General features: G+C 72.7%; 23 protein-coding genes. 5 read left to right on the top strand and 18 right to left on the bottom strand.

All coding sequences use genetic code 11. The features are described 5' to 3' along the window. Positions 1-39 precede the first annotated feature (39 nt). From AB0I22_RS10860 to AB0I22_RS10835, 6 genes are all read right to left on the bottom strand, one after another. The gene (locus tag AB0I22_RS10860) at positions 40-837 is read right to left on the bottom strand and encodes a type III pantothenate kinase (protein ID WP_363130366.1); all 798 of its coding nucleotides are present in this window, start codon (positions 835-837) and stop codon (positions 40-42) included. Then, positions 837-1,922, bottom strand: coding sequence for a carboxylating nicotinate-nucleotide diphosphorylase (gene nadC / locus AB0I22_RS10855; RefSeq protein WP_363130365.1), 1,086 nt, complete (start codon positions 1,920-1,922; stop codon positions 837-839). The genes AB0I22_RS10860 and nadC overlap by 1 nt, the downstream gene beginning before the upstream one ends. Then, positions 1,919-3,742 carry an L-aspartate oxidase gene (locus tag AB0I22_RS10850; protein ID WP_363130364.1) on the bottom strand — a complete coding sequence of 608 codons (1,824 nt, stop codon included), beginning with the start codon at positions 3,740-3,742 and terminating at the stop codon, positions 1,919-1,921. Before AB0I22_RS10850 ends, nadC begins: the two co-directional genes overlap by 4 nt. Then, positions 3,739-4,977 (bottom strand): pantoate--beta-alanine ligase, encoded by a 1,239-nt coding sequence (gene panC / locus AB0I22_RS10845; protein WP_363130363.1) that lies wholly within the window; start codon positions 4,975-4,977, stop codon positions 3,739-3,741. Before panC ends, AB0I22_RS10850 begins: the two co-directional genes overlap by 4 nt. 167 nt (positions 4,978-5,144) lie before the next feature. After that, positions 5,145-6,104, bottom strand: coding sequence for a DUF2520 domain-containing protein (locus AB0I22_RS10840; protein ID WP_363130362.1), 960 nt, complete (start codon positions 6,102-6,104; stop codon positions 5,145-5,147). Positions 6,105-6,392: 288 nt separating this feature from the next. Next, positions 6,393-6,728 (bottom strand): hypothetical protein, encoded by a 336-nt coding sequence (locus AB0I22_RS10835; RefSeq protein WP_363130361.1) that lies wholly within the window; start codon positions 6,726-6,728, stop codon positions 6,393-6,395. A 153-nt stretch (positions 6,729-6,881) separates the two neighbouring features. On the opposite strand from AB0I22_RS10835, the gene AB0I22_RS10830 reads away from it, so the two are divergent. Beyond that, positions 6,882-7,964: a DUF5937 family protein gene (locus AB0I22_RS10830; protein WP_363130360.1), complete on the top strand. Its 1,083-nt coding sequence runs from the start codon at positions 6,882-6,884 to the stop codon at positions 7,962-7,964. Positions 7,965-8,044: 80 nt separating this feature from the next. Here the strand turns inward: AB0I22_RS10830 and AB0I22_RS10825 are convergent, their stop codons facing one another. Further along, positions 8,045-8,719, bottom strand: a complete 675-nt coding sequence (locus AB0I22_RS10825) for a response regulator transcription factor (RefSeq protein WP_363130359.1) — start codon at positions 8,717-8,719, stop codon at positions 8,045-8,047. Positions 8,720-8,796: 77 nt separating this feature from the next. Continuing rightward, the gene (locus AB0I22_RS10820; RefSeq protein WP_363130358.1) at positions 8,797-9,993 is read right to left on the bottom strand and encodes a sensor histidine kinase; all 1,197 of its coding nucleotides are present in this window, start codon (positions 9,991-9,993) and stop codon (positions 8,797-8,799) included. A 245-nt stretch (positions 9,994-10,238) separates the two neighbouring features. On the opposite strand from AB0I22_RS10820, the gene AB0I22_RS10815 reads away from it, so the two are divergent. Both AB0I22_RS10815 and AB0I22_RS10810 read left to right on the top strand, forming a co-directional pair. Further along, the gene (locus AB0I22_RS10815; RefSeq protein WP_363130357.1) at positions 10,239-11,288 is read left to right on the top strand and encodes an SAM-dependent methyltransferase; all 1,050 of its coding nucleotides are present in this window, start codon (positions 10,239-10,241) and stop codon (positions 11,286-11,288) included. A 133-nt stretch (positions 11,289-11,421) separates the two neighbouring features. Continuing rightward, on the top strand, positions 11,422-12,564 hold the full coding sequence (locus tag AB0I22_RS10810) for an NADH-quinone oxidoreductase subunit D (protein WP_363130356.1): 1,143 nt from the start codon (positions 11,422-11,424) through the stop codon (positions 12,562-12,564). A gap of 55 nt (positions 12,565-12,619) precedes the next feature. Here the strand turns inward: AB0I22_RS10810 and AB0I22_RS10805 are convergent, their stop codons facing one another. The 4 genes from AB0I22_RS10805 to AB0I22_RS10790 form a co-directional block, all read right to left on the bottom strand. Beyond that, entirely contained in the window at positions 12,620-13,750 is a 1,131-nt protein-coding gene (locus AB0I22_RS10805; RefSeq protein ID WP_363130355.1) for a hypothetical protein, read from the bottom strand. 74 nt (positions 13,751-13,824) lie between these two features. Next, a complete protein-coding gene (locus tag AB0I22_RS10800) occupies positions 13,825-14,787 on the bottom strand; it encodes an ABC transporter substrate-binding protein (RefSeq protein ID WP_363130394.1) in 963 nt (320 codons plus the stop codon). A gap of 154 nt (positions 14,788-14,941) precedes the next feature. Next, complete coding sequence (locus tag AB0I22_RS10795; protein ID WP_363130354.1) at positions 14,942-15,685, bottom strand: ABC transporter permease; 744 nt, start codon at positions 15,683-15,685, stop codon at positions 14,942-14,944. Next, positions 15,685-16,368, bottom strand: a complete 684-nt coding sequence (locus AB0I22_RS10790) for an ABC transporter permease (RefSeq protein ID WP_363130353.1) — start codon at positions 16,366-16,368, stop codon at positions 15,685-15,687. Before AB0I22_RS10790 ends, AB0I22_RS10795 begins: the two co-directional genes overlap by 1 nt. A 128-nt stretch (positions 16,369-16,496) precedes the next feature. Between AB0I22_RS10790 and AB0I22_RS10785 the strand changes: the two genes are divergently transcribed. After that, a complete protein-coding gene (locus tag AB0I22_RS10785) occupies positions 16,497-17,666 on the top strand; it encodes a betaine/proline/choline family ABC transporter ATP-binding protein (protein WP_363130352.1) in 1,170 nt (389 codons plus the stop codon). A gap of 255 nt (positions 17,667-17,921) precedes the next feature. Here the strand turns inward: AB0I22_RS10785 and AB0I22_RS10780 are convergent, their stop codons facing one another. From AB0I22_RS10780 to AB0I22_RS10755, 6 genes are all read right to left on the bottom strand, one after another. After that, positions 17,922-18,413, bottom strand: a complete 492-nt coding sequence (locus AB0I22_RS10780) for a DUF3180 domain-containing protein (RefSeq protein ID WP_363130351.1) — start codon at positions 18,411-18,413, stop codon at positions 17,922-17,924. Between the two features lie 110 nt (positions 18,414-18,523). Beyond that, complete coding sequence (folK, locus tag AB0I22_RS10775; RefSeq protein WP_030880509.1) at positions 18,524-19,117, bottom strand: 2-amino-4-hydroxy-6-hydroxymethyldihydropteridine diphosphokinase; 594 nt, start codon at positions 19,115-19,117, stop codon at positions 18,524-18,526. Continuing rightward, complete coding sequence (gene folB / locus AB0I22_RS10770) at positions 19,114-19,473, bottom strand: dihydroneopterin aldolase (RefSeq protein ID WP_363130349.1); 360 nt, start codon at positions 19,471-19,473, stop codon at positions 19,114-19,116. Before folB ends, folK begins: the two co-directional genes overlap by 4 nt. Positions 19,474-19,805: 332 nt before the next feature. Beyond that, positions 19,806-20,303 carry a nuclear transport factor 2 family protein gene (locus AB0I22_RS10765; protein WP_363130348.1) on the bottom strand — a complete coding sequence of 166 codons (498 nt, stop codon included), beginning with the start codon at positions 20,301-20,303 and terminating at the stop codon, positions 19,806-19,808. After that, positions 20,300-21,187, bottom strand: coding sequence for a dihydropteroate synthase (gene folP / locus AB0I22_RS10760; RefSeq protein ID WP_363130347.1), 888 nt, complete (start codon positions 21,185-21,187; stop codon positions 20,300-20,302). Before folP ends, AB0I22_RS10765 begins: the two co-directional genes overlap by 4 nt. A gap of 29 nt (positions 21,188-21,216) precedes the next feature. Beyond that, entirely contained in the window at positions 21,217-23,091 is a 1,875-nt protein-coding gene (locus AB0I22_RS10755; protein WP_363130346.1) for a phosphatidylglycerol lysyltransferase domain-containing protein, read from the bottom strand. Positions 23,092-23,266: 175 nt separating this feature from the next. Here AB0I22_RS10755 and AB0I22_RS10750 point away from each other — a divergent pair, with 175 nt between their 5' ends. Beyond that, positions 23,267-24,382 carry an alpha/beta hydrolase-fold protein gene (locus AB0I22_RS10750; protein ID WP_363130345.1) on the top strand — a complete coding sequence of 372 codons (1,116 nt, stop codon included), beginning with the start codon at positions 23,267-23,269 and terminating at the stop codon, positions 24,380-24,382. Positions 24,383-24,430: the final 48 nt, after the last annotated feature.

The following is a 24,430-nucleotide window of genomic DNA, read 5'->3' as shown; positions in this document are numbered from 1 at the left end:
CGGGCCGCCGGGGCCCGACCAAGATCGTCGGGGACGATGTTAAGCGCGCGAGACGTTGCGTTCGTAGACGAGCCGCAGCCCGATGAGCGTGAGCCACGGCTCGTGCTCGTCGATGACCGACGACTCGCCGAGCACCAGCGGCGAGAGGCCGCCCGTCGCGATGACGGTGACGTCCTCGGGGTCGTCGGCGAGTTCGGCGGCCATGCGGGTCACGACGCCGTCGACCTGCCCGGCGAAGCCGTAGAGGATGCCGGACTGCATGGCTTCGACGGTGTTCTTGCCGATGACACTGCGCGGCCGGGCCAGTTCGATCTTGCGGAGCTGGGCGCCCTTGACGCCGAGCGCCTCGACGGAGATCTCGATGCCGGGCGCGATGACGCCGCCCGCGTACTCGCCGCGCGCGCTGACCGCGTCGAAGGTGGTGGCCGTGCCGAAGTCCACGACGACGCAGGGCCCGCCGTACAGCTCGACGGCCGCGACCGCGTTGATGATGCGGTCGGCGCCGACCTCCTTCGGGTTGTCCATCAGGATCGGCACGCCCGTCTTGACGCCGGGCTCCACGAGGATCGCGGGCACGTCCCCGTAATAGCGGCGGGTCACCTCGCGCAGTTCCTGGAGGACGGAGGGGACGGTGGAGCAGATGGCGATGCCCTCGATGCCGTCGCTCAGCTCCTCGCCGAGCAGCGGGTGCATGCCCATCAGGCCCTGGAGGAGTACGGCCAGTTCGTCGGCGGTGCGGCGGGCGTCGGTGGAGATCCGCCAGTGCTCGACGATGTCCTCGCCGTCGAAGAGGCCGAGGACGGTGTGGGTGTTTCCGACGTCGATGGTGAGCAGCATCAGACCCGCTCCTCCGTGGTGTCGGCGGTGTCGTGATCCCTCTGGTCGCTCAGGTTGTCCTGGTCGCTCTCCCGCAGGTCCAGGCCGATGTCCAGGATCGGGGAGGAGTGCGTGAGGGCGCCCACGGCGAGGTAGTCGACGCCGGCGTCCGCGTAGGCGCGGGCGTTGTCGAGGGTGAGGCGGCCGGAGGATTCGAGTACGGCGCGGCCCGCGACGAGTTCGACAGCCTCGCGGGTCTGCTCGGGGGTGAAGTTGTCGAGCAGGATGAGGTCCGCGCCCTCCGCGAGGATCGGCGGGATCTGATCGAGGGTGTCCACCTCGACCTCGATGGGCACGTCCGGGAACTCCGCCCGTACCGCCTTGAAGGCCTCGGCCACCCCGCCCGCCGCGATGACGTGGTTGTCCTTGATGAGCGCGGCGTCGCACAGCGACATGCGGTGGTTGACGCCGCCGCCGCAGCGGACCGCGTACTTCTCCAGGGCGCGCAGTCCGGGCGTGGTCTTGCGGGTGTCGCGGACCTCGGCCGTCGAGCCGTCCAGGACGTCGGCCCAGGCGCGGGTCGCCGTCGCGATGCCGGAGAGGCGGCACATGAGGTTGAGCGCGCTGCGCTCGCCGGTGAGCAGGTCGCGGGCACGGGCCCGTACGGACAGCAGTTTCTGACCGACCGTCACGCGGTCGCCCTCCTCCACATGCCGATCGACCTCGAACTCGTCCATGCAGACGACGGACAGGACCGCCTCGGCGACGCGCAGCCCGGCGACGGTGCCGCTCTCCCGCGCCGTGAAGTCGCCTATGGCGACGGCGCCCTCCGGGACGGTCGCGACGGTCGTGACGTCCACGCCCTGGTCGAGGTCCTCCTCGATGGCCAGGTGCGCGATGTCCTCGACCTGGACCGGGTCGAGCCCCGCGTCCGCGAGCAACTGCGCGAGGCCCGGGTCGAGGCCGCATTCGAGCGGGTCGGCGTCGTACGGCTCGCCGCCGCCACCGCAGCCGCAGGCGTCACCGCAGCCGCCGCCGGAACCCGCGTCGGCGGGTCCCTGGCCGGCGCGGCCGATCTGGAGCAGGGGGAGGTCGGGGGTGCTCACTGATACGACTCCGTCTCGGGGAGGTGGGCGATGGTCGCGGGGAAGGCGGGGGTGTCCGTCGTGCGGACGGCGAGGGTGCGGTCCGGGCGCAGCGTCACGAGGAGGTGGCGGTGCCAGGCCGCGTCGTCGCGCTCCGGGTGGTCCTCGCGCCAGTGGCAGCCGCGGGTCTCCTCGCGGCGCTGGGCGGCGGCGACGAGGACGCGGGCGACGAGCAGGAGGTTGGTCGTCTCCCAGGTCTCGACGGAGGGCTCGGCGGTCTTGCCCTCGCGGGCCAGCGCGTCGACGGCGCCGTCGTGCAGCCGCGTCAGCCGCGTCGCGGCCTCCGCGAGGCTGGCGGCGGAACGCAGCACTCCGGCCCCGGTGGCCATCACGCGCTGAATCGCGAAGCGCGCCTCGGGAGCTACGAGCGCCGTCTCGGCGGCGCGGGCGGCCGAGGTGGGGGCTGCGGGGGCTGCTGGAGCCCCCGCCTGCTCCTCGAAGTCGGCCTCCGTACGCGCCCCGAGCGCCCCCGGAGCCGCCTCGGATGCCCCGGCGTCCCCCGGGGCCGTTACGTCGGCCGTTACGTCTGTCGTCGCGTCGGCCGTCACTTCCGCCGCGATGCGCTCCGCGAAGACCAGGCCCTCCAGGAGCGAGTTGGACGCCAGTCGGTTGGCTCCGTGGACTCCGGTGCAGGCGACCTCGCCGCACGCGTACAGGCCGGGGACCGTGGTGCGGCCGCGCAGGTCGGTCCGTACGCCGCCCGAGGCGTAGTGGGCGGCGGGGGCCACCGGGATCGGCTCGGTGACCGGGTCGATGCCGTGGGCGCGGCAGGCGGCGAGGATGGTGGGGAAGCGCGTCTCCCACATCCGGGCGCCGAAATGGCGGGCGTCGAGGTACATGTGCTCGGCGTCCCGCTCGCGCATCCGCCGCATGATGGCCTTGGCGACGATGTCGCGCGGCGCCAGTTCGGCGAGTTCGTGCTGACCGAGCATGAAGCGGACGCCGTCGGCGTCGACGAGGTGGGCGCCCTCGCCCCGCACCGCCTCGGACACCAGCGGCTGCTGCCCCTCGGCGTCGGGCCCCAGCCACAGCACCGTGGGGTGGAACTGGACGAATTCGAGGTCGGAGACCTCCGCCCCGGCGCGCAGCGCCAGCGCGACGCCGTCGCCCGTGGAGACCGCCGGGTTGGTGGTGGCGGAGAAGACCTGGCCCATGCCGCCGGTCGCCAGGACGACGGCCGGAGCGCGCACGGCGCCGACGCCGTCGCGTCGGCCCTCCCCCATGACGTGCAGGGTGACGCCCGCGGCGCGCCCGTCGGCGTCCTTGAGCAGATCGAGGACGAGCGCGTTCTCCACGGTCTCGATGCCCGCCGCCCGTACCGCTTCGACCAGCGCGCGCGAGATCTCGGCGCCGGTCGCGTCGCCGCCCGCGTGGGCGATGCGGCGGCGGTGATGGCCGCCCTCGCGGGTCAGCAGGATCTCGCCGGTCTCGGCCGCCGTGTCGAAGTGCGCGCCGGTCGCGATGAGCCGCCGCACCGCGGCGGGGCCCTCGGTGACCAGGGAGCGTACGGCCGCCTCGTCGCAGAGGCCCGCGCCCGCGACGAGGGTGTCGTCGAGGTGCTGGTCGGGGGTGTCCCCGTCGCCGAGGGCCGCGGCTATGCCGCCCTGCGCCCAGCGGGTGGAGCCGTCGTCGAGGCGCGCCTTGGTGACGACGGTGACCTTGGCCCCGGCGGCAGCGCAGCGCAGTGCGGCGGTGAGTCCCGCGACGCCGGAGCCGATGACGATGACATCGGCTTCGAGCGCCCAGCCGGGCTCGGGGGCGTGGAGGCGTATGCCGGTCATCGTTCCGCTCCGAACTCCAGGGGGATGTTGTCGATCAGGCGCGTGGTGCCGGCCTTCGCGGCGACGGCGAGCACGGCGTCGCCGGTGTGGTCGTCGGGGACCTCGGTGAAGTCGGCGGGATCGACGAGAGCGAGGTAGTCGAGGACGAGCGGCGGTGCCGCGGACGCCGGTCCGTCGGGCGTGCCGCGCTCCTCAAGAGTTCCGTCGTGAGCGCCGCGATTGCCGGGAATTCCGTCGCGAGCGCCGCGATTGTCGGCAGCGCCGTCGTGCGCGCCGCAATCGTCGGCAGCGCCGCCGCGAGCACCACGACCGACCGGACCGCTGTGGCTACCGTCCAGGACGCCGTGATGGCCGTCCAGACCGCTGCGATGACCGTCCAGACCGCTTTGCCGACTGTCCAGGACGCCGCGGGCGGCCTTTCGAACGGCGGCCGGGCCGAGCGGCGCCGCCTCGCGGGCGGCGAACAGGGCCCGGGAGAGTCCGAGCGCGGCAGCGCGATCGGCGGCGGAGAGATAGCGGTTGCGGCTGGAGAGGGCGAGGCCGTCGGCCTCCCGTACGGTCTCCACGCCGACGATCTCGACGGGGAAGTTCAGGTCCCGGACCATGCGGCGGATCAGCGCCAGCTGCTGGGCGTCCTTCTGTCCGTAGAGGGCGAGGTCCGGCGCGGTGAGGTGGAGGAGTTTGGCGACGACGGTGAGCATGCCGTCGAAGTGGCCGGGCCGGTGGGCGCCTTCGAGGCGCTCGCCCATGGGGCCGGCGGAGATGCGGACCTGGGGTTCGCCGCCGGGGTAGACCTCGTCCGCGGCGGGGGCGAACACGGCGTCCGCGCCCGCCTCCTGGGCGGTCCGCAGGTCCGCTTCGAGGGTGCGCGGGTAGCGGTCGAGGTCCTCGCCCGCACCGAACTGGAGCGGGTTCACGAAGACGGTGACGACGACCTGCCCGCGCGGGCCGACGCGGTCGCGGGCGGCGCGGATCAGCGTCGCGTGCCCTTCGTGGAGCGCGCCCATGGTCATCACGACGGCGCGCCGCTCGTCCGGCGCCCGGGACAGAGCGCGCAGCTCGGCCGCCGTACGGAGCGGGTCCGCGGGGCCTTCGGTCGCCGTACGGAGCGGGTCCGCGGGGCCTTCGGTCGCCGTACGGAGCGGGTCCGCGGGGCCTTCGGTCGCCGTACGGAGCGGGTCCGCGGGGGCGTCGGTCGCTGTACGGAGCGGCGGGGCTCCGGGAGCGTCAGCCACCGTACGAGCGAAAGGCTCAGGCTCGTCAACCGCCGTACGAGCAGAGGGCTCAGGCTCGTCAACCGCCGTACGAGCAGAGGGCTCAGGCTCGTCGACCGCCGTACGAGCGGAGGGCTCAGGCGCGTCGGCCGCCCTCCGAAGGGGGGCCTCGGCGCCGGGCCGCCCGTTCACTGGTCCGCCTCCCCGTCCCGGCGGGCTCCGCCGTCCGCGAGGACGCCGAGCAGGTCCTCCGCCAGCTCCGGTTTCAGCAGCCCGTGGGCGAGGGCGCGGTCCGCCGTCGTACGGGCCATCGCCAGGTAACCGGCGAGGGACTGGGGCGCGTGCGCGCGCAACTCCGCGACGTGGGCGGCGACGGTGCCGGCGTCGCCGCGGGCCACCGGGCCGGTCAGCGCGTCGTCGCCGCTGCGCAGCGCGTTGTCGAGGGCCGCGCCGAGGAGGGGACCGAGCATCCGGTCGGGGGCCTCGACCCCGGCGGCGCGCAGCAGCTCCATGGACTGGGCGACCAGGGTGACGAGGTGGTTCGCGCCGATGGCGAGGGCCGCGTGGTAGAGCGGGCGGGCGGTCTCCTCGACCCATTCGGGCTCGCCGCCCATCTCGATGACCAGGGCCTCGGCGGCGAGCCGGAGTTCGTCGGGGGCGGTGACGCCGAAGGAGCAGCCCGCGAGGCGCTGCACGTCGACCGGCGTGCCGGTGAACGTCATCGCGGGGTGCAGGGCCAGCGGCAGGGCCCCGGCCCGGCGGGCGGGGTCGAGCACGGCCGTCCCGAACCGCCCGGAGGTGTGGACCAGGAGCTGCCCGGAACGCACGGCCCCGGTCTCGACGATCCCCGCGACCAGGCCGGGCAGGGCGTCGTCGGGGACGGTGAGGAGGACGAGGTCGGCGCGGGCCAGCACTTCGCCGGGCGGCACCAGCGGTACGTCCGGGAGCAGGGCCGCAGCGCGCCTGACGGAGGCGTCGGAGACGCCGGAGACGGCTACGGGGCGGTGGCCGGCCAGGCTCAGCGCGGCGGCGAGCGCGGGGCCGACGCGGCCCGCGCCGACGACGCCGACGGTGAGGCGGGCGGGGCGGTCCTTCGGATTGGTCTGCTCGGAGGGGCCCGTGGGGTTCGGGGGGTGAGGTGCGTTCACGCGGCGACGGCCTTCCGTTCCAGTCCGCGGGGGGTACCGGACGATTTCCCCGTCATGCTACGCGAGTGTTTCCGGGCGACGGCGGCACCGTCCACCGCCTGTGGATAACTTCACGGACACCCCGCTCACGGCCGTACGGAACCGGGCGGAGCGCCGCTCACGACCGTACGTACCCGGCCGACGCCCCGCCCGCACCCCTCGCCCGCACGCCGCCCGCGCCCGTACCCGAACAGCGCCCGCGGCCCCTCACGCCCGGGCCCCGCCCCGGCTCGCACCCGGCACCCGGCCTCACGCCCGGCGCCCCGCCCCCGGCCGTCCGGAGGGAAGCCGGGGGCCGGCAGCCGAACGGACCTCCTGACCCGGCGTACGAGCCTCCTGCCCCGGCGTACGGCCGACGGGAACGCGCCCGCCGCCGAGCCGCAGGAGCCGGACCAGTGCGGCGCGGCGGGCACGCGCGCGGGCGCGCCGGGCCGCGGCCCGTTCGTCGACGACGGCCACGAACTCCCGCCACCGGCGCGCCTCCCGCACCGCGCGCAGGTCCCCGGAGCCGGGCGCGGGCGGAGCCGGCTCGCCGCGCCGGGCGGCGCGGTAGGCGTCGAACATGTGCTGCTGGATGGCGTCCACGGTTCTCTCCTCGGTACCTCAAGAAGGGTGCTCCGCCGGTACGGGACCGGCCTGAGCCTCACCGTGCGACGCACCGCCCGCCCGCGGCGCGTCGATTGACGAGGACCGTCAATCGACGCGCGGGCCCGCGCCGGCGACCGGCACGATGAACCCATGAGCGTGGACATCGACATCACGGGGCTGCCCCTGGAGCGCATCGGCTTCAGCCCGTCGCCGCTGGCCGAGCTGGGCGCGATGCTGCACGCCCTGTCCGAGCCGGCCCACCACCCGGGCCTGCACGGCTGGGCCACCGCGACCGCCGCCTCCCTCAAGCCGGACCTCGCCGACCGGCTGACCGAGGCGGACTTCCTGTGGCGGTCGGCGCGCTCGGACATCCTGCTGCCGTCCGTACCGGGGGCGACGCTCGCCGAGGAGCTGGACGCGCTCGACCGGATCGACGACGAGACGTTCGTGTCCGCGGCCTTCGAGATCACCTGCTCGACCACGTACGACCGCGCGGTGCCGTCCCCGCTGGTCGACGCCGGACAGCGGGCCCTGGTCCGCGAGCTGTCGGCCGCGCGCGGCCCCAAGCAGGCCGATTTCACGGACCGGATGCTGGAGGAGCCACGCGCGCTGCGGGCGTGGCTGCGGCGGTTGCTGGAGGACTGCGAGCAGGCGTTCTTCGGGGACACCTGGGAGCGCGTACGGGGCCAGTTGGCGGCCGACGCGCGCCATAAGGCGGATCTGCTCCGGCGCAAGGGCCTGGCCGAGGCGCTGGCCGCGGTCTCACCGGCGGTGACGCTTTCCGAGGACGGCTCGCGGATCATGGTGGACAAGCTCGCCAGCTCCCGCACCAGCGCGTACGGAAACTCCCTCACCTTCGTCCCGACCGCCTTCGGCTGGCCGCATCTCTTCGTGCTGCACCGCCCCGGCTGGTCCCCGGTGATCCAGTACCCGATCGCGTCCCCGGAACTCCCCGAAGTGATGGCCCTCCAAGTGGTCCAGCGCCGCCTGGAAGCCCTCGCCCACCCGATCCGCATGCGCCTGTGCCGCACCCTCGCCCGCGGCCCGCACACCACGGGCGAACTGGCGGCGGCCTACGGCCTGACGCCGCCGGAGGTCTCCCGCCACATAGCGATCCTCAAAAAGGCCGACCTCCTCTCCACCCGCCGCCGCGGCCGCTACGTGCTCCACCAGCTCGACCTGACGCTCGTGGCCCGCATCGGCAGCGACTTCCTGCAGAGCGTGCTGCGCTGACAACGGGACGGCCGCACGAGGGCCGCCCGAGTCATCCGCGCAGCGAACGCGCGACTCCTGCGAGCAGCACCGCTCCGCCCCTACTGCCCCCCGCCGCCCGCCCGTACGAGCCCCGACTCGTAGGCCATGACGACGACCTGCACCCGGTCCCGGAGGCCCAGTTTGGTGAGGATGCGGCCCACGTGGGTCTTCACGGTGGCTTCGGAGAGGACCAGGCGGGCGGCGATCTCGCCGTTGGACATGCCCTGGGCGACCAGGAGCATGACCTCGCGCTCGCGGCCCGTGAGGCGGTCCAGTTCGGAGTTGGAGGGGTCCTTGGAGGTGCTCGGGAGCATCGGGGTGAAGCGGTCGAGGAGGCGGCGGGTGGTGCTGGGGGCCACCACGGCGTCGCCGCTGTGGACGGCTCGGATCGCGCCGAGGAGTTCGCCGGGCGGTACGTCCTTGAGCATGAAGCCGCTGGCCCCGACCTTCAGCGCGGAGAAGGCGTACTCGTCGAGGTCGAAGGTGGTCAGTATCAGCACCTTCGGCGGGTTCTGCTGCGCGCAGATGCGGCGCGTGGCCTCCACGCCGTCCAGTCGCGGCATGCGCACGTCCATCAGCACCACGTCCACGGCGGTGGCGCGCAGCACCTCCAGCGCCTCCAGGCCGTCTCCGGCCTCGGCGACCACCTCCATGTCGGGCTGGGCCGCCAGCACCATGCGGAAGCCGGTACGGAGCAGGACCTGATCGTCGACGAGCATGACCCGGATCGACATGCGGGGATACCTTTCCTCAGCGGTTTCGTGAGCGTACGCGCCGGATGCGCCCACCGGCGAACCTTGGGGCGGGATTCTCAGCGACCGGCCTTCAGCGGCAGCAGCGCGCTGATCCGGAACCCGCCGCCCGGCCGCGGACCCGCGTCCAGCGTTCCCCCGACCATGCCGACGCGCTCGCGCATACCGATCAGGCCGTGCCCCATGCCGTCCGCGCCGCCCTCCTCGTACAACTCGTGCTGCGCGCCCCGCCCGTCGTCCTCCACCAGCAGGCCCAGCCCGTCGTCGAAGAAGGTGAGCCGGACACTGGCGCCGACGTCCGGGCCGCCGTGCTTGCGGGTGTTGGTGAGCGCCTCCTGCACGATGCGGTAGGCCGTCAGCTCGACGCCGCTCGGCAGCGGCCGAGGCGACCCCTCGACCCGGAAGTCGACGGGCATCCCCGCGGTGCGCACCTGCTCCACCAGGTCGTTGATCTGCTCCACGTCCGGCTGCGGCACGTACTCGCCGCCCTCGGAGCTCTCCTCCGTGCGCAGCACGCCCAGCAGCCGCCGCATCTCCGCGAGCGCCTGCCGCCCGGTGCCGGAGATCGTCTCCAGCGCCTGCTTGGCCTGCTCCGGGGAGGCGTCCAGGACGTACGCGGCGCCGTCGGCCTGCACCACCATCACCGACACGTTGTGCGCGACCACGTCGTGCAGTTCGCGGGCAATGCGCGCCCGCTCGGCGGCCACGGCCATCCGCGACTGCGCCTCGCGCTCCTTCTCCAGCCGGTCGGCGCGCTCCTGGAGCTGCGCCCAGTACGCGCGGCGGGTGCGCACGGAGTCGCCCAGCACCCAGGCGAGCACGAAGGGCACCGTGACGAAGACGACCGCCACCACGCTCTGCCAGCCGCCGTCCGCGTTGCCCGGCCAGCGCAATTTGTTGATGGTCGGCGCGAGCAGCCCGCAGGCCAGCGCCAGCCGGGACGCCCAGCGCTTCCCGTCCGCGGCCGCGGTGTAGATGATCACCAGCATCGCGAAGTCCGCGGGATGGATGTCCACGTTGCCGGCGACCTGGAGCACCCCGCACCCCACCGCCACGAGCAGCATGTACTCCGGCCACCGGCGGCGCAGCGCGACCACCGTGCACAGCCCGACGACGGTCACCGCGGCCACGACGAACTGGGCCGTACTGTTCGGAGCCTGCAGGAGCCAGATCCCGCCCAGCCCGAACAGCAGGAGAGCCCAGAAGCTGTCCACACCGGTCGGGTGTCTGCGGAAGAAGTCGTAGAGGCGCTGCACGTCACCCAGCGTAGGCACCACAAGCACGTGCCGGGGTCAGCCGGACGATCGATCCATGCACCTCCGGTCTACTCCCCAAGGTGGATACGGGCTCGGCACGAAGGCAAGGCGGGCACCCTGAACCGAACTCTCCGCCCGGCCCTCCAGCCCCTCCGTTCCCCCGGTCCGCCCACGCCTCCGGCCCGCCCGCGCCACGTTATCCACAGGCCGAACCGCTCGCCCCGCTCCTCGCATACCGTTCTCGCATGACGCGCACAGCGAACGGAGCGCGGACCTGGCAGGCGGCGACCGAGGCCGCGCTGTACGGGCCGCACGGCTTCTACCGCCGGTCCGGAGGCCCCGGACCGGCCGGGCACTTCCGTACGTCCGTACACGCCTCCGCCCAGTACGCGACGGCCGTCGCCGAGCTGCTGCGCCGCGTCGACGAGGCCCTCGCGCACCCGCCGCACCTGGCCTTCGTCGACGTCGGCGCGGGGCGCGGCGAGCTGGTGGCGGGCGTCCTCGACTCGCTCGGCAGCGTCTCGGCGGACCTGACCGCGCGGCTGCGCCCGTACGCCGTCGAGCGCGCCCCCCGGCCCGCCGGCCTCGACCCGCGCATCGAGTGGCTCGCCGCGCTCGACGAGGCCCCGGCCGGGCTGACGGGCCTGCTCTTCGCCAATGAATGGCTCGACAACGTGCCCGTCGACATCGCCGAGACCGACGACGAGGGCACCGCCCGCAGAGTCCTCGTACGGGCCGACGGCGAGGAGGAGCCGGGCGGTCCCGTCGACGGCGAGGACGCCGCCTGGCTGGCCCGCTGGTGGCCCCTGGCCGGCGCGCCGCCGGGCACTCGGGCCGAGATCGGGCTCCCGCGCGACCTGGCGTGGGCCCGCGCCGTCCGCGGCCTCGGCGCGGGTCTCGCCGTCGCCGTCGACTACGCCCACGAGCACGGCGCACGACCGCCGCTGGGCACCTTGACGGGCTTCAGGGACGGGAGGGAAGTGCGGCCGGTGCCGGACGGTTCATGCGACATCACGGCGCATGTGGCCCTGGACGCGTGCGCCGCGGCCGGATCAGGCGACGGCCCGGCCCCGGCCCCGCGCGCCCAGCGGGACGTTCTACGGGCGCTCGGCGTCGACGGGCGACGGCCGCCGGCGTCCCTCGCGTCGAGCGACCCGGCCGGGTACGTACGGGCCCTCGGCGCGGCCGGGGAGGCCGCCGAACTGACCGACCCGGCGGGCCTCGGCGGCTTCGGCTGGCTCATACAGCCTGTCGGCCCGGCCTGCGCAGAGCTGGTGGCGGCTCTCACCGGTTGACCGGCCCCGAGCAGTCTCACGCCCGTACCCGCGCCGTCACCCGTTGCCGCCCCGCGCCCGTGCCGCCGCACCCTGGCCCATGGACGTCCCCACGCCCGTACCCCCGCCCGCGCGAGCTGAGAGACTACCCACCATGACGGAGACGACAGTCGGCATCGGCGGCGCGGCGGAGAGCACCGACATGGTGCTCAACATCGGCCCGCAGCACCCGTCCACCCACGGCGTGCTGCGCCTGCGCCTGGTCCTCGACGGTGAGCGCGTCCAGCACGCCGAGCCCGTCATCGGCTATATGCACCGGGGCGCGGAGAAGCTGTTCGAGGCGCGCGACTACCGCCAGATCATCATGCTCGCCAACCGCCACGACTGGCTGTCCGCCTTCTCCAACGAACTCGGCGTCGTGCTGGCCGTCGAGCGGATGCTCGGGATGGAGGTCCCCGAGCGGGCCGTGTGGACGCGCACGCTCCTCGCCGAGCTCAACCGGGTGCTGAACCACCTGATGTTCCTCGGCTCGTACCCCCTGGAGCTGGGCGGCATCACGCCCGTCTTCCACGCCTTCCGGGAGCGCGAGGAGCTTCAGGCCGTGATGGAGGAGGTCTCCGGCGGCCGGATGCACTACATGTTCAACCGGGTCGGCGGCCTCAAGGAGGATCTGCCGGCGGGCTGGCTCGGCCGGGCCCGGGAGGCGGTCGCCGACGTGCGGTCGCGCATGGACGTGTACGACCGGCTCGTGCTCGGCAACGAGATCTTCCGGGGCCGCACGCGCGGCGTCGGGGTGCTCTCCCGCGCGGGCGTGCACGGCTACGGCGTCTCGGGGCCGATCGCCCGCGCCTCCGGCGTGGACTTCGACCTGCGCCGCGACGAGCCGTACCTCGCCTACGGCGAGCTCCAGGACACCCTCAAGGTCGTCACCCGCACCGAGGGCGACTGCCTGGCCCGCTTCGAGTGCCTGCTGGAGCAGACCCACAACGCGCTGGACCTGGCCGACGCGTGCCTCGACCGGATCGCGGACCTCGCGCCGGGGCCGATCAACCAGCGGCTCCCGAAGGTGCTCAAGGCCCCCGAGGGCGCCACGTACGCCTGGACCGAGAACCCGCTGGGCGTCAACGGCTACTACCTGGTCTCCAAGGGCGAGAAGACCCCGTACCGCCTCAAGCTCCGCTCCGCGTCGTTCAACAACATCCAGGCGCTGGCGGAGCTGCTGCCCGGGACGCTCGTCGCGGACATGGTGGCGATCCTCGGCTCGCTGTTCTTCGTCGTCGGCGACATCGACAAGTAGACCGACGGGCTGACTGACGGGCGGACGAGCGGCCCCACGCGGGGACCGCCCCTCTCTAGGAGATCGCCGTACGCAGCTCGGCGACGTCGATCTGCTCGGTCTCGTCGTGCACGGTCAGGTCGATGACCTCGCCCGAGTCACCCTTGCGGAGCTCCTGCTCGGCGACCGCCTCGTCGCCTACGACGTCCGCGAGATCCGCCCCGGCCAGCTCACCGCCCAGGTCGCCGCCTCGGTCACCGCCCCGCTCGCCGTCGTCCGGCTTCCCGGCCGTCGGTGCGGCGGCTATGGCCTTCGGCGCACCCGCGCCCGTACCGGAAGCCACGCCCGTGCCGGAAGCCGGGCCCGCGCCCGTACCGAAGAAGTCGAAGCCTCCCTGCGCGCGCGAAGCGGCCCGGCGGGCGGCCGGGTGCTGCGGCACGACGGCAGCGGCGGCGGGCACGGTGTGGTGCTCGCGGACCACGTCCGCGCCCTTGGCGGCCGTACGGGCGCCGGTCGCCGCGTGCTTCCCCCGCTCGCCCCCGCCGTCCGGGCCGTCCTGCACGAGACGCTCGGCGGCCTCCCTGCGGCGGGCTACCTCGATGGTGCGCTTGATGTCCTGGCGCGCGGCGTTGCGCACGAGGTCGCGCAGGGCCGCGTCCGCCTTGCGGTAGTCGGCGGGCTTGAGCGGCGGCGCGCCCGTACGGCCCTTCGGGCCCGGGGACGCGCCCGCAAGCGTCTTGGCGGCCGGGTCCGTGGCCTCCTGGGCGAGCTTGCGGCGGCCCTCCAGGGCGCTGGCCCGCTCGGTCTCGGCGGTGGCGTAGCGGCGCAGCAGGTCGGCGTGTTCGGTGCGCAGCCGGGCCAGCTCGGCGCGCTTGGCGCGCAGCTTGGTGTCGAGGGCGGCGCGCATCTCGCGCGCTTCCTCGGCGTCGTTCTCCAGCTCGGCTATGCGGTCGTCGGTCTTCCACTCCTCACGGGTGAGGGCGGTGGTGAGCTCGGTGACCCGCTTGCCGGCGCCACGGTCCCAGTGGCGCATGAGGAACGCGCCGACGACAGCGGCGGCCCCGGCCGCGACGGCCAGCGAGCGGATCACCAGTGTTTCGCCCACGACCCATGACCCGGCGGCGCAGACGACTGATGTCGCGGCGACCGTCGTCGGAGCGAGCAGCTTGTGCAGGGGTTGCGAATGACGGTGGCGTCCACGTGGCATGGCCTGAAACTTACCGTGCGTCGTATGCCGAGTGGGACCCCACCGCCCAAACTGTTCCAGCGCGGTTACTTCTCCTACTTAGTCAGCAGGCTCTTGTCCTTCAGATACTGCTCCGCGACGTCCGCCGGCTTCAGCCGCTCGGCGTCCACCTTTTTGTTGAGTTCGGTCAGATCAGCGGTGGTCAGCACCCTGGTGAGCTTGTCGAGCGCGTCCGTGATCTTCTTCGAGCCGGCCTTCTTCGCATTCACCACCGGCAGCACGTTGTCGGAGTTCTGGAGCTTCTTGTCGTCTTGCAGCAGCACCAGGCCGAACTGATCGAGCGTCGCGTCCGTGGTCGTGGTGAGGACCATCTGGTCCTTGCCGTCCTTGACCGCCTGCTTCGCCTGGACGCTGCCGACGTCGAGCGGGTCGATGCCCGTGATGTCGATGCCGTAGGTCTTCTCCAGACCGGGCTGGCAGAAGGGCCGGTCAGGGCATTCGTCGCCCGCCGCGAGCTTGATCTTCTGCTTCGACTTTCCAAGATCGGAAAGCGTCTTGAGGTGGTGCTTCTCGGCGAACTCCTTGGTCACCGCGAAGGCGTTCTGGTCCACGGCCTTGCCGGGGTCGAGGACCTTCAGGCCGCGCGGCTCGGCGAGCTTGCGCAGCGCCTTGACCGTGGCATCGGCGTCCGGCGAGGCCACCGAGGCCGCGTTCTTCCCGTTCGCCTTCTTGTTCAGGAATTCGGCGAGCGTCGCCGCGTACTCCGGAACGACGTCCATCTGGCCCTGTTCAAGAGCGGGTTCGTAAAGCTCGCGGGCATCGACCGTCTTGATCGACGTGGAATAGCCGGCGTCCGACAGCAGCCGCGCGTACATCTCGGCTATCACCTTGGACTCGGTGAAGGAAGCGGACCCGACGACCAGCGAGCCCGCACCCGGCTTGGCGGAGCTGTCGCTGTCCTTGGACTTCTCCAGGCTGTCGCCCCCGCAGGCGGCCAGGCTCGCCGCCAGCGCGACGGCGGCGGCCGTCGCGCCGGCCGCCCGGTAGATCCTGTTCATGGTGTCCCCATCCATCGTCATGCGTGGTTGTTCTTCACCGGCCGTCCGCCGGAGAAAGTCCGTAAGGGTCGAGAGTCCGTAAGAGGTCGAGAGTCCGTGAGTCCGTGAGAGGTCGAGAGTCCGTGCCCGCCCGGCGGCGGCGCACGGTCCGCGGTCAGGTCAGTTCGAGGCTCTTCGGAGCCGCAGGCGCCTGGTCGGCCGGCGGCCGTTCGGCGGGGCCGGCGGCGCGCCCGGCGCGCCGCCGCATCGGGTCCAGGACCCGGGTCAGCAGTACGAACACGCCCTCCACCAGCAGCGCCAGCCCCGCCACGAGCACCGCGCCCGCCACCACCTGCGGGGTGTCGGTCAGCCGGAAGCCGGCCGTGATGATCCGGCCCAGTCCGCCGCCGCCGGGCAGCGCGGCGAGCGTCGCCGTGGCCACGACCTGCACGGCGGCGGTCCGCACGCCCGTCATGATCAGCGGGAAGGCGAGCGGCAGCTCCACCCGTCCGACGAGCTGACGGCCCGACATGCCCATGCCGCGCGCCGCCTCGACCACATCGCGGTCCACCTCGCGCATGCCCACGTACGCGTTGGTCAGCAGCGGCGGGATGGCGAACAGCACCAGCGCGATGATCGTCGGCCAGGAGCCGTGCGTGCCCAGCGGGCTGAGCAGCAGGAGGACCAGCACCGCGAAGGTGGGCACCGCGCGCCCCGCGTTGGAGATGTTCACCGCGACGGCCCCGCCGCGGCCCAGGTGCCCCAGCACCAGGGCGATGGGGAGCGCGATGGCGCACGAGATCACCAGGCAGGCCGCGGTCAGGAAGAGGTGCTGGCCGAGCCGGTTCCACACGCCGTCCGCGCCGCTCCAGTGCGCCCCGGTGGCGAGCCAGGTCCACGCGTCCCCGATGACTCCCATCAGGCCTTCACCTTCCGCCGCTTGCGCGTCCAGGGGGTCAGCAGCCGCTGCACTCCGAGCAGCGCGAGATCGGCGGCGACCGCGAGCGCCACGCACAGCACGGACGCGGTGAGCACCTGCGCCTTGAAGAAGCTGCGCATGCCTTCATAAACCAGATTTCCGAGGCCGCCGTATCCGATGATGGCGCCGACCGTGGTCAGCGAGACGGTGGATACCGTGGTGATCCGCAGACCCGCCATCACCGCGGGCAGCGCGAGCGGCAGTTCCACCTCGAAGAGCAACCGCAGCGGCCCGTATCCCATGCCGCGCGCGGCTTCCCGCGCCTCTTCCGGCACCGAAGCCAGCCCGGCCAATATGTTGCGCACGAGAATCGTGAGGGAATACAGCACGAGGCCCGTCACCACGACCGCCACGGATACCCCGAAAACGGGCAGCAGCAGCGAGAACATCGCCAATGACGGCACGGTGTACAGAATCGTCGTCAGCCCGAGCACCGGCCCCGCCACCGCGCGCCACCTGCGCGCCAGCAGCGCCAGCGGAAATGCCAGCAGCAGCCCGATGGCCACCGATCCGAGCGTGATGCCGATGTGCTGGAGCGTCGCGTCCGTCAGCTCCGCCCCACGCGTCCGTACGTATTCACCGCAGATCCACTCGTTGGCGATAAGGCAGTTCTGGTCGGCCATGCGCTCTCACCCCCTCTGACCCTCGGCCATCGATTCCTGGCGACCCTAACCCCGGGCACTGACAATCGCCTCCGGCCGCCACACAACGGCAACAATGTCCGCCAGGAGTACGGACACAATGGGGAGCCATGATCCGATTCGAGCACGTCACCAAGCGCTACGCCGACGGCACGACCGCCGTGGACGATCTGTCCTTCGAGGTCGCGGAGGGCGAGCTGGTCACGCTCGTCGGGCCGTCCGGCTGCGGCAAGACCACCACCATGAAAATGGTCAACCGCCTCATCGAACCGACCAGTGGCCGGATCTGTCTGGACGGCAGCGACATCTCGACGGTCGACCCCGTCGAGCTGCGCCGCCGCATCGGATACGTCATCCAGCAGGTCGGCCTATTCCCCCACAAGTCGGTCCTCGACAACACCGCGACCGTGCCGCACCTGCTGGGCTGGCAGCGGAAGAAGGCGCGCGCCCGCGCCGCCGAACTCCTGGACCTCGTCGGCCTCGACCCGTCCGTATTCGGCGACCGCTACCCGGACCAGCTCTCCGGCGGCCAGCGGCAGCGCGTCGGCGTGGCCCGCGCGCTCGCCGCCGACCCGCCCGTACTGCTGATGGACGAGCCCTTCGGCGCGGTCGACCCGGTCGTCCGCGAGCACCTGCAGAACGAGTTCCTGCGCCTCCAGTCCCAGGTGCGCAAGACCGTGTTGTTCGTCACCCACGACATCGAGGAAGCGGTGCGGCTCGGCGACCGCATCGCCGTGTACGGAGAGGGGCGCATCGAGCAGTTCGACCCGCCGACGACGGTGCTGGGGGCGCCCGCCACGCCGTACGTGGCCGACTTCGTCGGCGCGGACCGCGGCCTCAAGCGGCTGTCCGTCACGCCGATCGAGCCCGGCGACCTCGTCCAGCCGCCGGTCGTCCACCTGAACGACCCGCTGCCGGACGCCGCGGCCCGGCTCGCGGCCGCCGACCCGGAGGCGCGCTGGGCGGTCGTCCTGGACGACGCGGACCACCTGCACGGCTGGGTCTCCGCCGACGCCCTCACCGGCAGCGGCTCGGTCCGCGACCACTCCCGCCGCATGGCCGCGTGGCTGCCGGTGGGCGCGTCCCTGAAGCAGGCGTTCAGCACGATGCTCCAGCACGACGCGGGCTGGATCGCCGTCCTCGACGGCGAGGGCGCCGACCACTTCCTGGGCGTCCTCACCCCGGCCCGCCTCCACGAGGCGCTGCGCCGCTCCATCGACGCGGACGCCAAGGGGCGTGCGCGCGAGGAGGTGGAGCTGGAGACGGTCTCGGAGGCGTAGGAGGCGATACGGCGGCGCCACCGGCCGCCCGTGCGCCCCTACAACGGCGCCACCGGCGGCCTGGTACGCCCGCACAACGGCACCGCCGGCCAACCATACGCACGCCCATATGCCCGTACAGCGGCGCGCAGAGCCTCCCCGGCGGCTCAGCCGCCTGTACGGGCCTCCAGCCGCCCGTACGGCCCCGACGAGCGCGACCGGGCAGGCCGGACGGCACCCGCGCCCTACGCGGCGCCCTCGGGCCGCTGAGCGGCCTCAGGCCCGCGCCGCGCCGCCGCCCTCGTCGTCGTCATCGTCGTCCGGCAGCCGGCACACCCGCTCCATGAAGAACGCCGCCGCCACCACGCAGATCCCCGCCACCACCGAAGCCCCGGCGTAGATCGCCTGGTCGCGCCGCGCCGTCACGTCCAGCCCGTCCATCCACAGGAAGACGCCCGTGCCGCCGTACATCCCCGCGACCAGGGCCGCCACCAGCGCGCTCGCCTGGCCGAAGACGACCGCGCGGGCGGCCACCAGCGGGTCGACTCCCTTGGCGCCGGGGCGCCGTTCGCGCTGGGCGCGCAGCCGCGCGCGGAGCGACAGGGCCGTCGCCGCCAGCACCACCGCGATCACCGCGAGCACGATCGGCGCCGCCACCGGCACCTTCGGCAGCGTCCCGACCGAGTCCCACAACCGGGCGCCGGCCCACGACAGCACTCCGGCCGCGGCGAACAGCCCGACCAGCACACTCACTCGTAGTTGCTTCACCGCGCGGTCGACCCCTCATGTCCTCTTGCGTACGTACGTCAGCGCGCGGCTCTCCCGGAGCGCCGGTGACCGCCGCCCTGGGATCCGTGCGCCGCACAACCGGCCAACGCCTACTCCGGCAGCCTGAGTTCCAGGTCCGCCCGGGGCTCGACGCCGGCGCGGCCGACCTCGGCCAGCAGCTCCGCCACCGCGCCGCGGCCCGGAACAACAGCCTCCGGGTCCACGTCGTACCACGGCACGAGCACGAAGGCGCGCTCGTGCGCGCGCGGGTGCGGCAGCGTCAGCAGCGGGTCGTCCGAGACGACCTCCTGGTACGACACGATGTCCACATCGATCGTCCGCGGCCCCCACCGCTCGTCGCGCACCCGCTCGAAAGCCTCTTCAATGGCGTGCCCGCGCTCCAGCAGCGAGGAGGGCGGCAGCGTCGTCTTGATCAGCACGACCGCGTTGTAATACGAGGACTGGGTCCCCGGCTCCACGCCCCACGGCTCGGTCTCGTACACCGGGGAGACGGCCTTGACCCGCAGGCCCGGCGTGTCCCCCAGGGCGTCGACCGCGCCTTGCAGCGTCTCCAGGCGGTTGCCCAGGTTGCTGCCCAGCGAGACCACGGCCCATTTGGGATTGCTCAACGTCACATCGGCGGCGTCCACCCGCTCCACCACGGAGGTGGGCACGGGCTGCACCGTCGGATCGCTCTTGCTCATACTCGGCTCCGGGAGATCGTGATCGTCACGTCGTCGAACGGCACGGTGATCGGGGCGTCCGGCTTGTGGACGACTACCTCCACCTCCCGCACCACGTCGTGCTTGAGGCATTGCTGGGCGATGCGCTCGGCGAGCGTCTCGATGAGGTCGACCGGGTCGCCCTCGACGACCGCCGCGACCTCCTCCGCCACCACGCCGTAATGCACGGTCTTCGTCAGGTCGTCGTCGGCCGCGGCGGGCCGGGTGTCCAGACTCAGCACCAGGTCCACGATGAAGGTCTGACCCTCCTCGCGCTCCCTGGGGAACACCCCATGGTGCCCGCGGGCCTTCAGGCCGCGCAGCGCGACACGATCCACACGAATCACTCCTGCTGGTCGTCGGTATGCGGGCGGCGGACCGGCTGTCGCCGACCCGCTCCCACCGTTCGAATCTACCTGCGAGCACTGACAGCACCCGCCCGCGGGTGCTATGGACAGAAGGCCCCCACGCTGCTAGAGCCTGATCTACAAGGCTCCCGCCGCGCTTACCCCAGTGCTCCGAGTCCCACCCCTACCCCGCCGCCGAGCACCTCGAACGAGTGGCCACAGCACTCTCACACTGACTCACCGAGCTGACCTGTCACACCGGTCCCCGCCGTGGATAAAGGGGCAAGATCCGGCCCCCACCAGCCCGAAGAGGCAGGATCAGGTCAAGGAGACGGCCGGCCCGGGCCGTCGGGACCGGCGCCGTCGGCGCCGTCCTCCTCCTCGTCGTCCCCCACCCCGGCCAGAACCGGCGAGCCGTGGTGCGACCAGACCTTCCAGCCGTCCGAGGTGCGCCTGAAGACGTTCGTCGCCACGACCAACTGGCCCACCAGCGGCCCCAGCGCGCCGTCCTCCTCCGCCGGGCCGCCGCTGAGGATGTTCTCCGTGCACGTCACCAGCGCCATGTCGCCGGCCACCTGCACATCGACGTCCGTGAGGAAGAACTGGATGTACTCGGTGCTCGCCATGATCAGCGCGTACGAGCGGAGCACCTCGCCCCGCCCCCGCAGCACCGGCCACCCCGGATGCACGCACACCACGTCGAAGTACTCGTCGTCCAGCCACAGCCGGTCCATGGCCGCCTGGTCGCCGCGCTCCATCGCCTCGTACAGCGCGGTGTTCGCCAGCTCGACCCGCTCGCTGTCCGTACGCGCGGACGTCACACGGCCCCCTCGGCGCCGCGGGCCCCGGCGCTCTCCACCGCACGCGCCACCCGCACCGCGTCCGCGCTCGCCCGTACCTCGTGCACCCGCACCGCCCAGGCGCCCTCGCGCGCCGCGAGCGCCGTGACCGCGGCCGTCGCCGCGTCCCGCTCCCGGGCCGGCGGCGGGCTGCCCTCCCGCCCGGCCAGTACGCGCCCCAGGAACCGCTTGCGGGAGGCGGCCACCAGCATCGGGCGGCCCAGCTCCGCGCAGAGCCGCGACAGGCCCGCCACCAGCTGGAGGTCGTGGTCGGCGGCCTTGGCGAAGCCCAGCCCCGGGTCGACCACTATCCGGTCCGGCTCGACGCCGCCCGCGACCACCGCGTCCATCCGCCCGGCCAGCTCCGCGAGCACCTCGCCGACCACGTCCCCGTACACGGCCCGGCTGTTCATATCCTCGCTGAAGCCGCGCCAGTGCATCACCACGAACGGCACCCCCGCCGCCGCGACCACCGGCACCATCGCCGGGTCCGCGAGACCGCCGCTCACATCGTTGACGAGCACCGCCCCGGCGGCGACCGCGGCCTCGGCGACCGAGGCGCGCATGGTGTCCACGGACACCACCACGCCCTCCGCCGCCAGCCCGCGCACCACCGGGACGACCCGGCGCAGCTCCTCGTCCTCCGGCACCCGGGAGGCGCCCGGCCGGGTGGACTCGCCGCCCACGTCGACCAGGTCCGCGCCCTCCGCGGCCAGGTCCAGGCCGCGCTTGACCGCCGCGTCGGTGTCGAACCACCGGCCGCCGTCCGAGAACGAGTCGGGCGTCACGTTCACCACGCCCATCACCGCACACCGGTCCCACCGCGGCAGACCGACCGGACCGACACGCCCTCGCAACGTACTCATGCCTCCAGCCTAGGCCGGACGGCGGGACCTCACGCCGCGCGGCGGGCGTCCGCGGGGCCCGCGACGGCCTCCAGCCCGTGCTCGCACGGCTTCTGCCGCGCCGCCACCCCGCCGCCGCGGCGGCGCCACGGCCGCGGCAGCGCCAGCGTCACGAACCCCTCCGCCTGCATCATCGCGAAGCCGATGCGCGGCAGATCCCGGTTGTTCGGGAAGACCACGAAGCGCGGCTCCCAGCGCGGCCGGAACTTCTCGTTGAACTTGTACAGCGACTCGATCTGGAACCAGCGCGAGAGGAACACCAGCACCCCGCGCTGCACCCGCGCCACCGGCCCCGCGCCCAGCTTCCCGCCGCGCTCCAGGGCGGCGCGGAAGAACGCGAAGTTCAGCGACACCCGCTTGATCTTCAGCTCCGGCGCGGCCTGTAGGAAAGCGACGATGAGCAGCTCGTTCATGCCCGGGTCCGCGCTGCGGTCGCGGCGCATCAGCTCCAGCGACATGCCGTCCGGGCCCCACGGCACGAAGTGCTGCATGGCCTTGAGGTCCCCGTGCGGACCGGCTTCCTCGCCGTCCTCCGGGGCCTTGTGGGCGGTGGCGATGATCGCGTCGAGGTCCTTCGGGTCGCCGATCCGGCCCAGCGCCATGGAGAAGCCGCGCTCGGTCTCGGTGTCGCGCCAGGCGTCGGCCGCGCGCTGCACGGTCGCCAGCTCGTCGGCGTCCAGGTCGCCGACCCGGCGCACCTTGGTGACGTAGCCGTTGCGCTCGATGCGCTTGACCATCTGGCGCACGTTGCGCATGGAGCGGCCGGTCAGCGTGAAGTCCGCCACATCGACGATCGCCTCGTCGCCCATCTCCAGGGCGTCCAGACCGGTCTCCCGGGTCCAGACCTCGCCGCCGGTCTCGCTGCACCCTGCGACCGCGGGCGTCCAGGAGTGGCGCCTGGCCAGCTCCATGAACTGCTCGATGGCGCCGGGCCACGCCTCGACGTCGCCGATCGGGTCGCCGCTGGCGAGCATCACGCCGGAGACCACGCGGTAGGAGACGGCGGCCTTGCCGGTGGGCGAGAAGACCACGCTCTTGTCGCGGCGCAGCGCGAAGTGGCCGAGCGAGTCGCGGGCGCCGTGCTTGGCGAGCAGCTCGCGCAGCCGGTCCTCGTCCTCCTCGGTGAGGTGGGCGGTGGGGCGCTCCGGCCGGAAGGCCAGGTAGGCGGTGGTGGCGGCGGTGAGCAGGCCGAGCGCGCCCAGCGAGTAGCCCACGGTGTAGTCGACGCCGCCGTGGTACTGGATCGGCCCCTCGAACCCGCACAGCCCCCAGAGCACGTGCTCCAGCTGCGCGGTCAGCGAGGGGTCGCCGACGACCTGGTGCGGGTGCGAGCCGACGATCACGAAGCCGAGGACGAGGCTGACGCCGCCGACGATGACGAAGTTGGCGAGCGCCTTCCAGCGGCTGCGCGGGTCCGGCAGCGCTTCGAAGGAGCCCCGGTGGCGTACCAGGTAGACGAAGAGCAGCAGCGACAGGACGGCGCCGCTCACCGAGTGGCGGTAGATCATCTGCGCGGCGGCGCCGATGGGGAGCAGCACCACGGCGGCGATCCAGACCCGCCGCTTGGAGCGCTTGAGGCCGTGCGCCAACATCAGCAGCACCACGCCGACGACGATCGACGCGGCGGCGGCCAGCTGGTTCACCGCGCCCGGCAGCACCTCGGCGAGCGCGTGCATCCGGCTGTGCCGGAAGCGCGGGAACACCCCCGCGGCGACGTCCAGCAATCCGATGAGGGCGGCTATGGTCCCGACGACCGTCGGTACGCGCTCGGGGCTCGGACCTCTCACCAGCCTCTTCAGTCCCGACAGCCTCTCGGGCTCCGACGGAACCTCACTGGACTTTTTGCCATCTACCCTGACAGACATCTCTTCCCGTCGCCCTGTCGAGAGGTTCTGCGCCTGTACGGCCGCAGCGCCCGGACATTTTGCGCTCTGTAGGACGTCGGTTTCGGGGTCGAGGTTCCAGCCGTGAGCCGGGCCCTGGGGGAGAAGTAACCATTCCGCATCCGGGCGACCGGTGCGCTCGGCAGAAAGCACCTCGATGGGTCTCACCAGCAAGAAAGTTCTGCTGCTGGCCGTGATAGCGGCAGTAGTGCTCTTCGCCCTGACGATATGGCTGTGGCCGCGCCTCTCGAAGCGGAGCATCCCCTCCGTTTTCGCGCGCGTAGGCATGCTGCTGGCCACCCAGATCACGATGATCGCCGCGCTCGGGCTCTTCGCCAACTACTCCTTCGGCTTCTACGCCTCCTGGGCCGACCTCTTCGGCCAGGAGCAGGAGCCGGGCGTGGTCGTCGACCACGACAACAAGGCGAGCGGCAAGACGGTGCAGGTCGTCGGCACCCAGCAGGTGAGCGTGCCGCGCGGCTCCGTGCCGCGCGTCGCCGGCCGCATCGACAAGGTCAACGTCCAGGGCCCGCAGTCGAAGATCGCGAGCCCCGCGTTCGTCTATCTGCCGCCGGAGTACTTTCAAACCCAGTACGCCAAGCGCCAGTTTCCCGCCTCCGTCGTCCTCACCGGCTACCCCGGCACCGCCGAGGCGCTGATCAAGGGCCTGCACTACCCGCAGACCGCGCACAAGCTCTCCAAAGAGGGCAAGATGCAGCCCACGATCCTGGTCATGATGCGCCCGACGGTCGCCCCGCCGCGCGACACCGAGTGCATGGACATACCGCACGGCCCGCAGACCGAGACCTTCTTCACCAAGGATCTCCGCAAGGCCCTCTCCGACCAGTACCGCATCGGCACCAAGGGCGCGAACTGGGGCATCATCGGCGACTCGACCGGCGGCTACTGCGCCCTCAAGTTCGCCATGCGCCACCCCGAGGCGTACGGCACCGGCGCGGCCCTCTCCGGCTACTACAAGGCCCCCATCGACGCCACCACCGGCAGCCTCTTCGGCGGCAGCAAGAAGCTCGCGAACGAGAACAACCTGCTCTGGCGCCTCAAGCACAAGGGCATGCCCAAGGCCAACCTGCTGGTCACCAGCAGCAAGCGGGGCGAGCACAACTACAAGGACACCCTCAAGTTCATCGACGGCGTCAAGCAGCCCGCCCGCGTCTCCTCGATGACCCTCGACAGCGGCGGCCACAACTTCAACACCTGGCGCCGCGAGATCCCCGGCGTCCTCCAGTGGCTGGGCAGCCGCCTCACCGCCTGAGCGGCTGTATCAGGCGTCGGCGACGGCGCTCCTCACCAGCCTGAGCCC

Source organism: Streptomyces sp. NPDC050610 (assembly GCF_040654875.1).
In the GTDB taxonomy this organism is placed as follows: Bacteria; Actinomycetota; Actinomycetes; order Streptomycetales; family Streptomycetaceae; genus Streptomyces.
The sequence above is the reverse complement of the archived record's forward strand: the minus strand, read 5'-3'. Positions and strand labels throughout refer to the sequence as shown.

Coding starts and splice junctions, on each gene's coding strand:
- AB0I22_RS10860 (WP_363130366.1), bottom strand. CDS start 837: ATGCTGCTCACCATCGACGTCGGAAACACCCACACCGTCCTCGGCCTC.
- AB0I22_RS10850 (WP_363130364.1), bottom strand. CDS start 3,742: ATGACCGGCATACGCCTCCACGCCCCCGAGCCCGGCTGGGCGCTCGAA.
- AB0I22_RS10830 (WP_363130360.1), top strand. CDS start 6,882: ATGAGCGTGGACATCGACATCACGGGGCTGCCCCTGGAGCGCATCGGC.
- AB0I22_RS10825 (WP_363130359.1), bottom strand. CDS start 8,719: ATGTCGATCCGGGTCATGCTCGTCGACGATCAGGTCCTGCTCCGTACC.
- AB0I22_RS10815 (WP_363130357.1), top strand. CDS start 10,239: ATGACGCGCACAGCGAACGGAGCGCGGACCTGGCAGGCGGCGACCGAG.
- AB0I22_RS10810 (WP_363130356.1), top strand. CDS start 11,422: ATGACGGAGACGACAGTCGGCATCGGCGGCGCGGCGGAGAGCACCGAC.
- AB0I22_RS10805 (WP_363130355.1), bottom strand. CDS start 13,750: ATGCCACGTGGACGCCACCGTCATTCGCAACCCCTGCACAAGCTGCTC.
- AB0I22_RS10800 (WP_363130394.1), bottom strand. CDS start 14,787: ATGAACAGGATCTACCGGGCGGCCGGCGCGACGGCCGCCGCCGTCGCG.
- AB0I22_RS10795 (WP_363130354.1), bottom strand. CDS start 15,685: ATGGGAGTCATCGGGGACGCGTGGACCTGGCTCGCCACCGGGGCGCAC.
- AB0I22_RS10790 (WP_363130353.1), bottom strand. CDS start 16,368: ATGGCCGACCAGAACTGCCTTATCGCCAACGAGTGGATCTGCGGTGAA.
- AB0I22_RS10785 (WP_363130352.1), top strand. CDS start 16,497: ATGATCCGATTCGAGCACGTCACCAAGCGCTACGCCGACGGCACGACC.
- folK (WP_030880509.1), bottom strand. CDS start 19,117: ATGAGCAAGAGCGATCCGACGGTGCAGCCCGTGCCCACCTCCGTGGTG.
- folP (WP_363130347.1), bottom strand. CDS start 21,187: ATGAGTACGTTGCGAGGGCGTGTCGGTCCGGTCGGTCTGCCGCGGTGG.
- AB0I22_RS10755 (WP_363130346.1), bottom strand. CDS start 23,091: ATGTCTGTCAGGGTAGATGGCAAAAAGTCCAGTGAGGTTCCGTCGGAG.
- AB0I22_RS10750 (WP_363130345.1), top strand. CDS start 23,267: ATGGGTCTCACCAGCAAGAAAGTTCTGCTGCTGGCCGTGATAGCGGCA.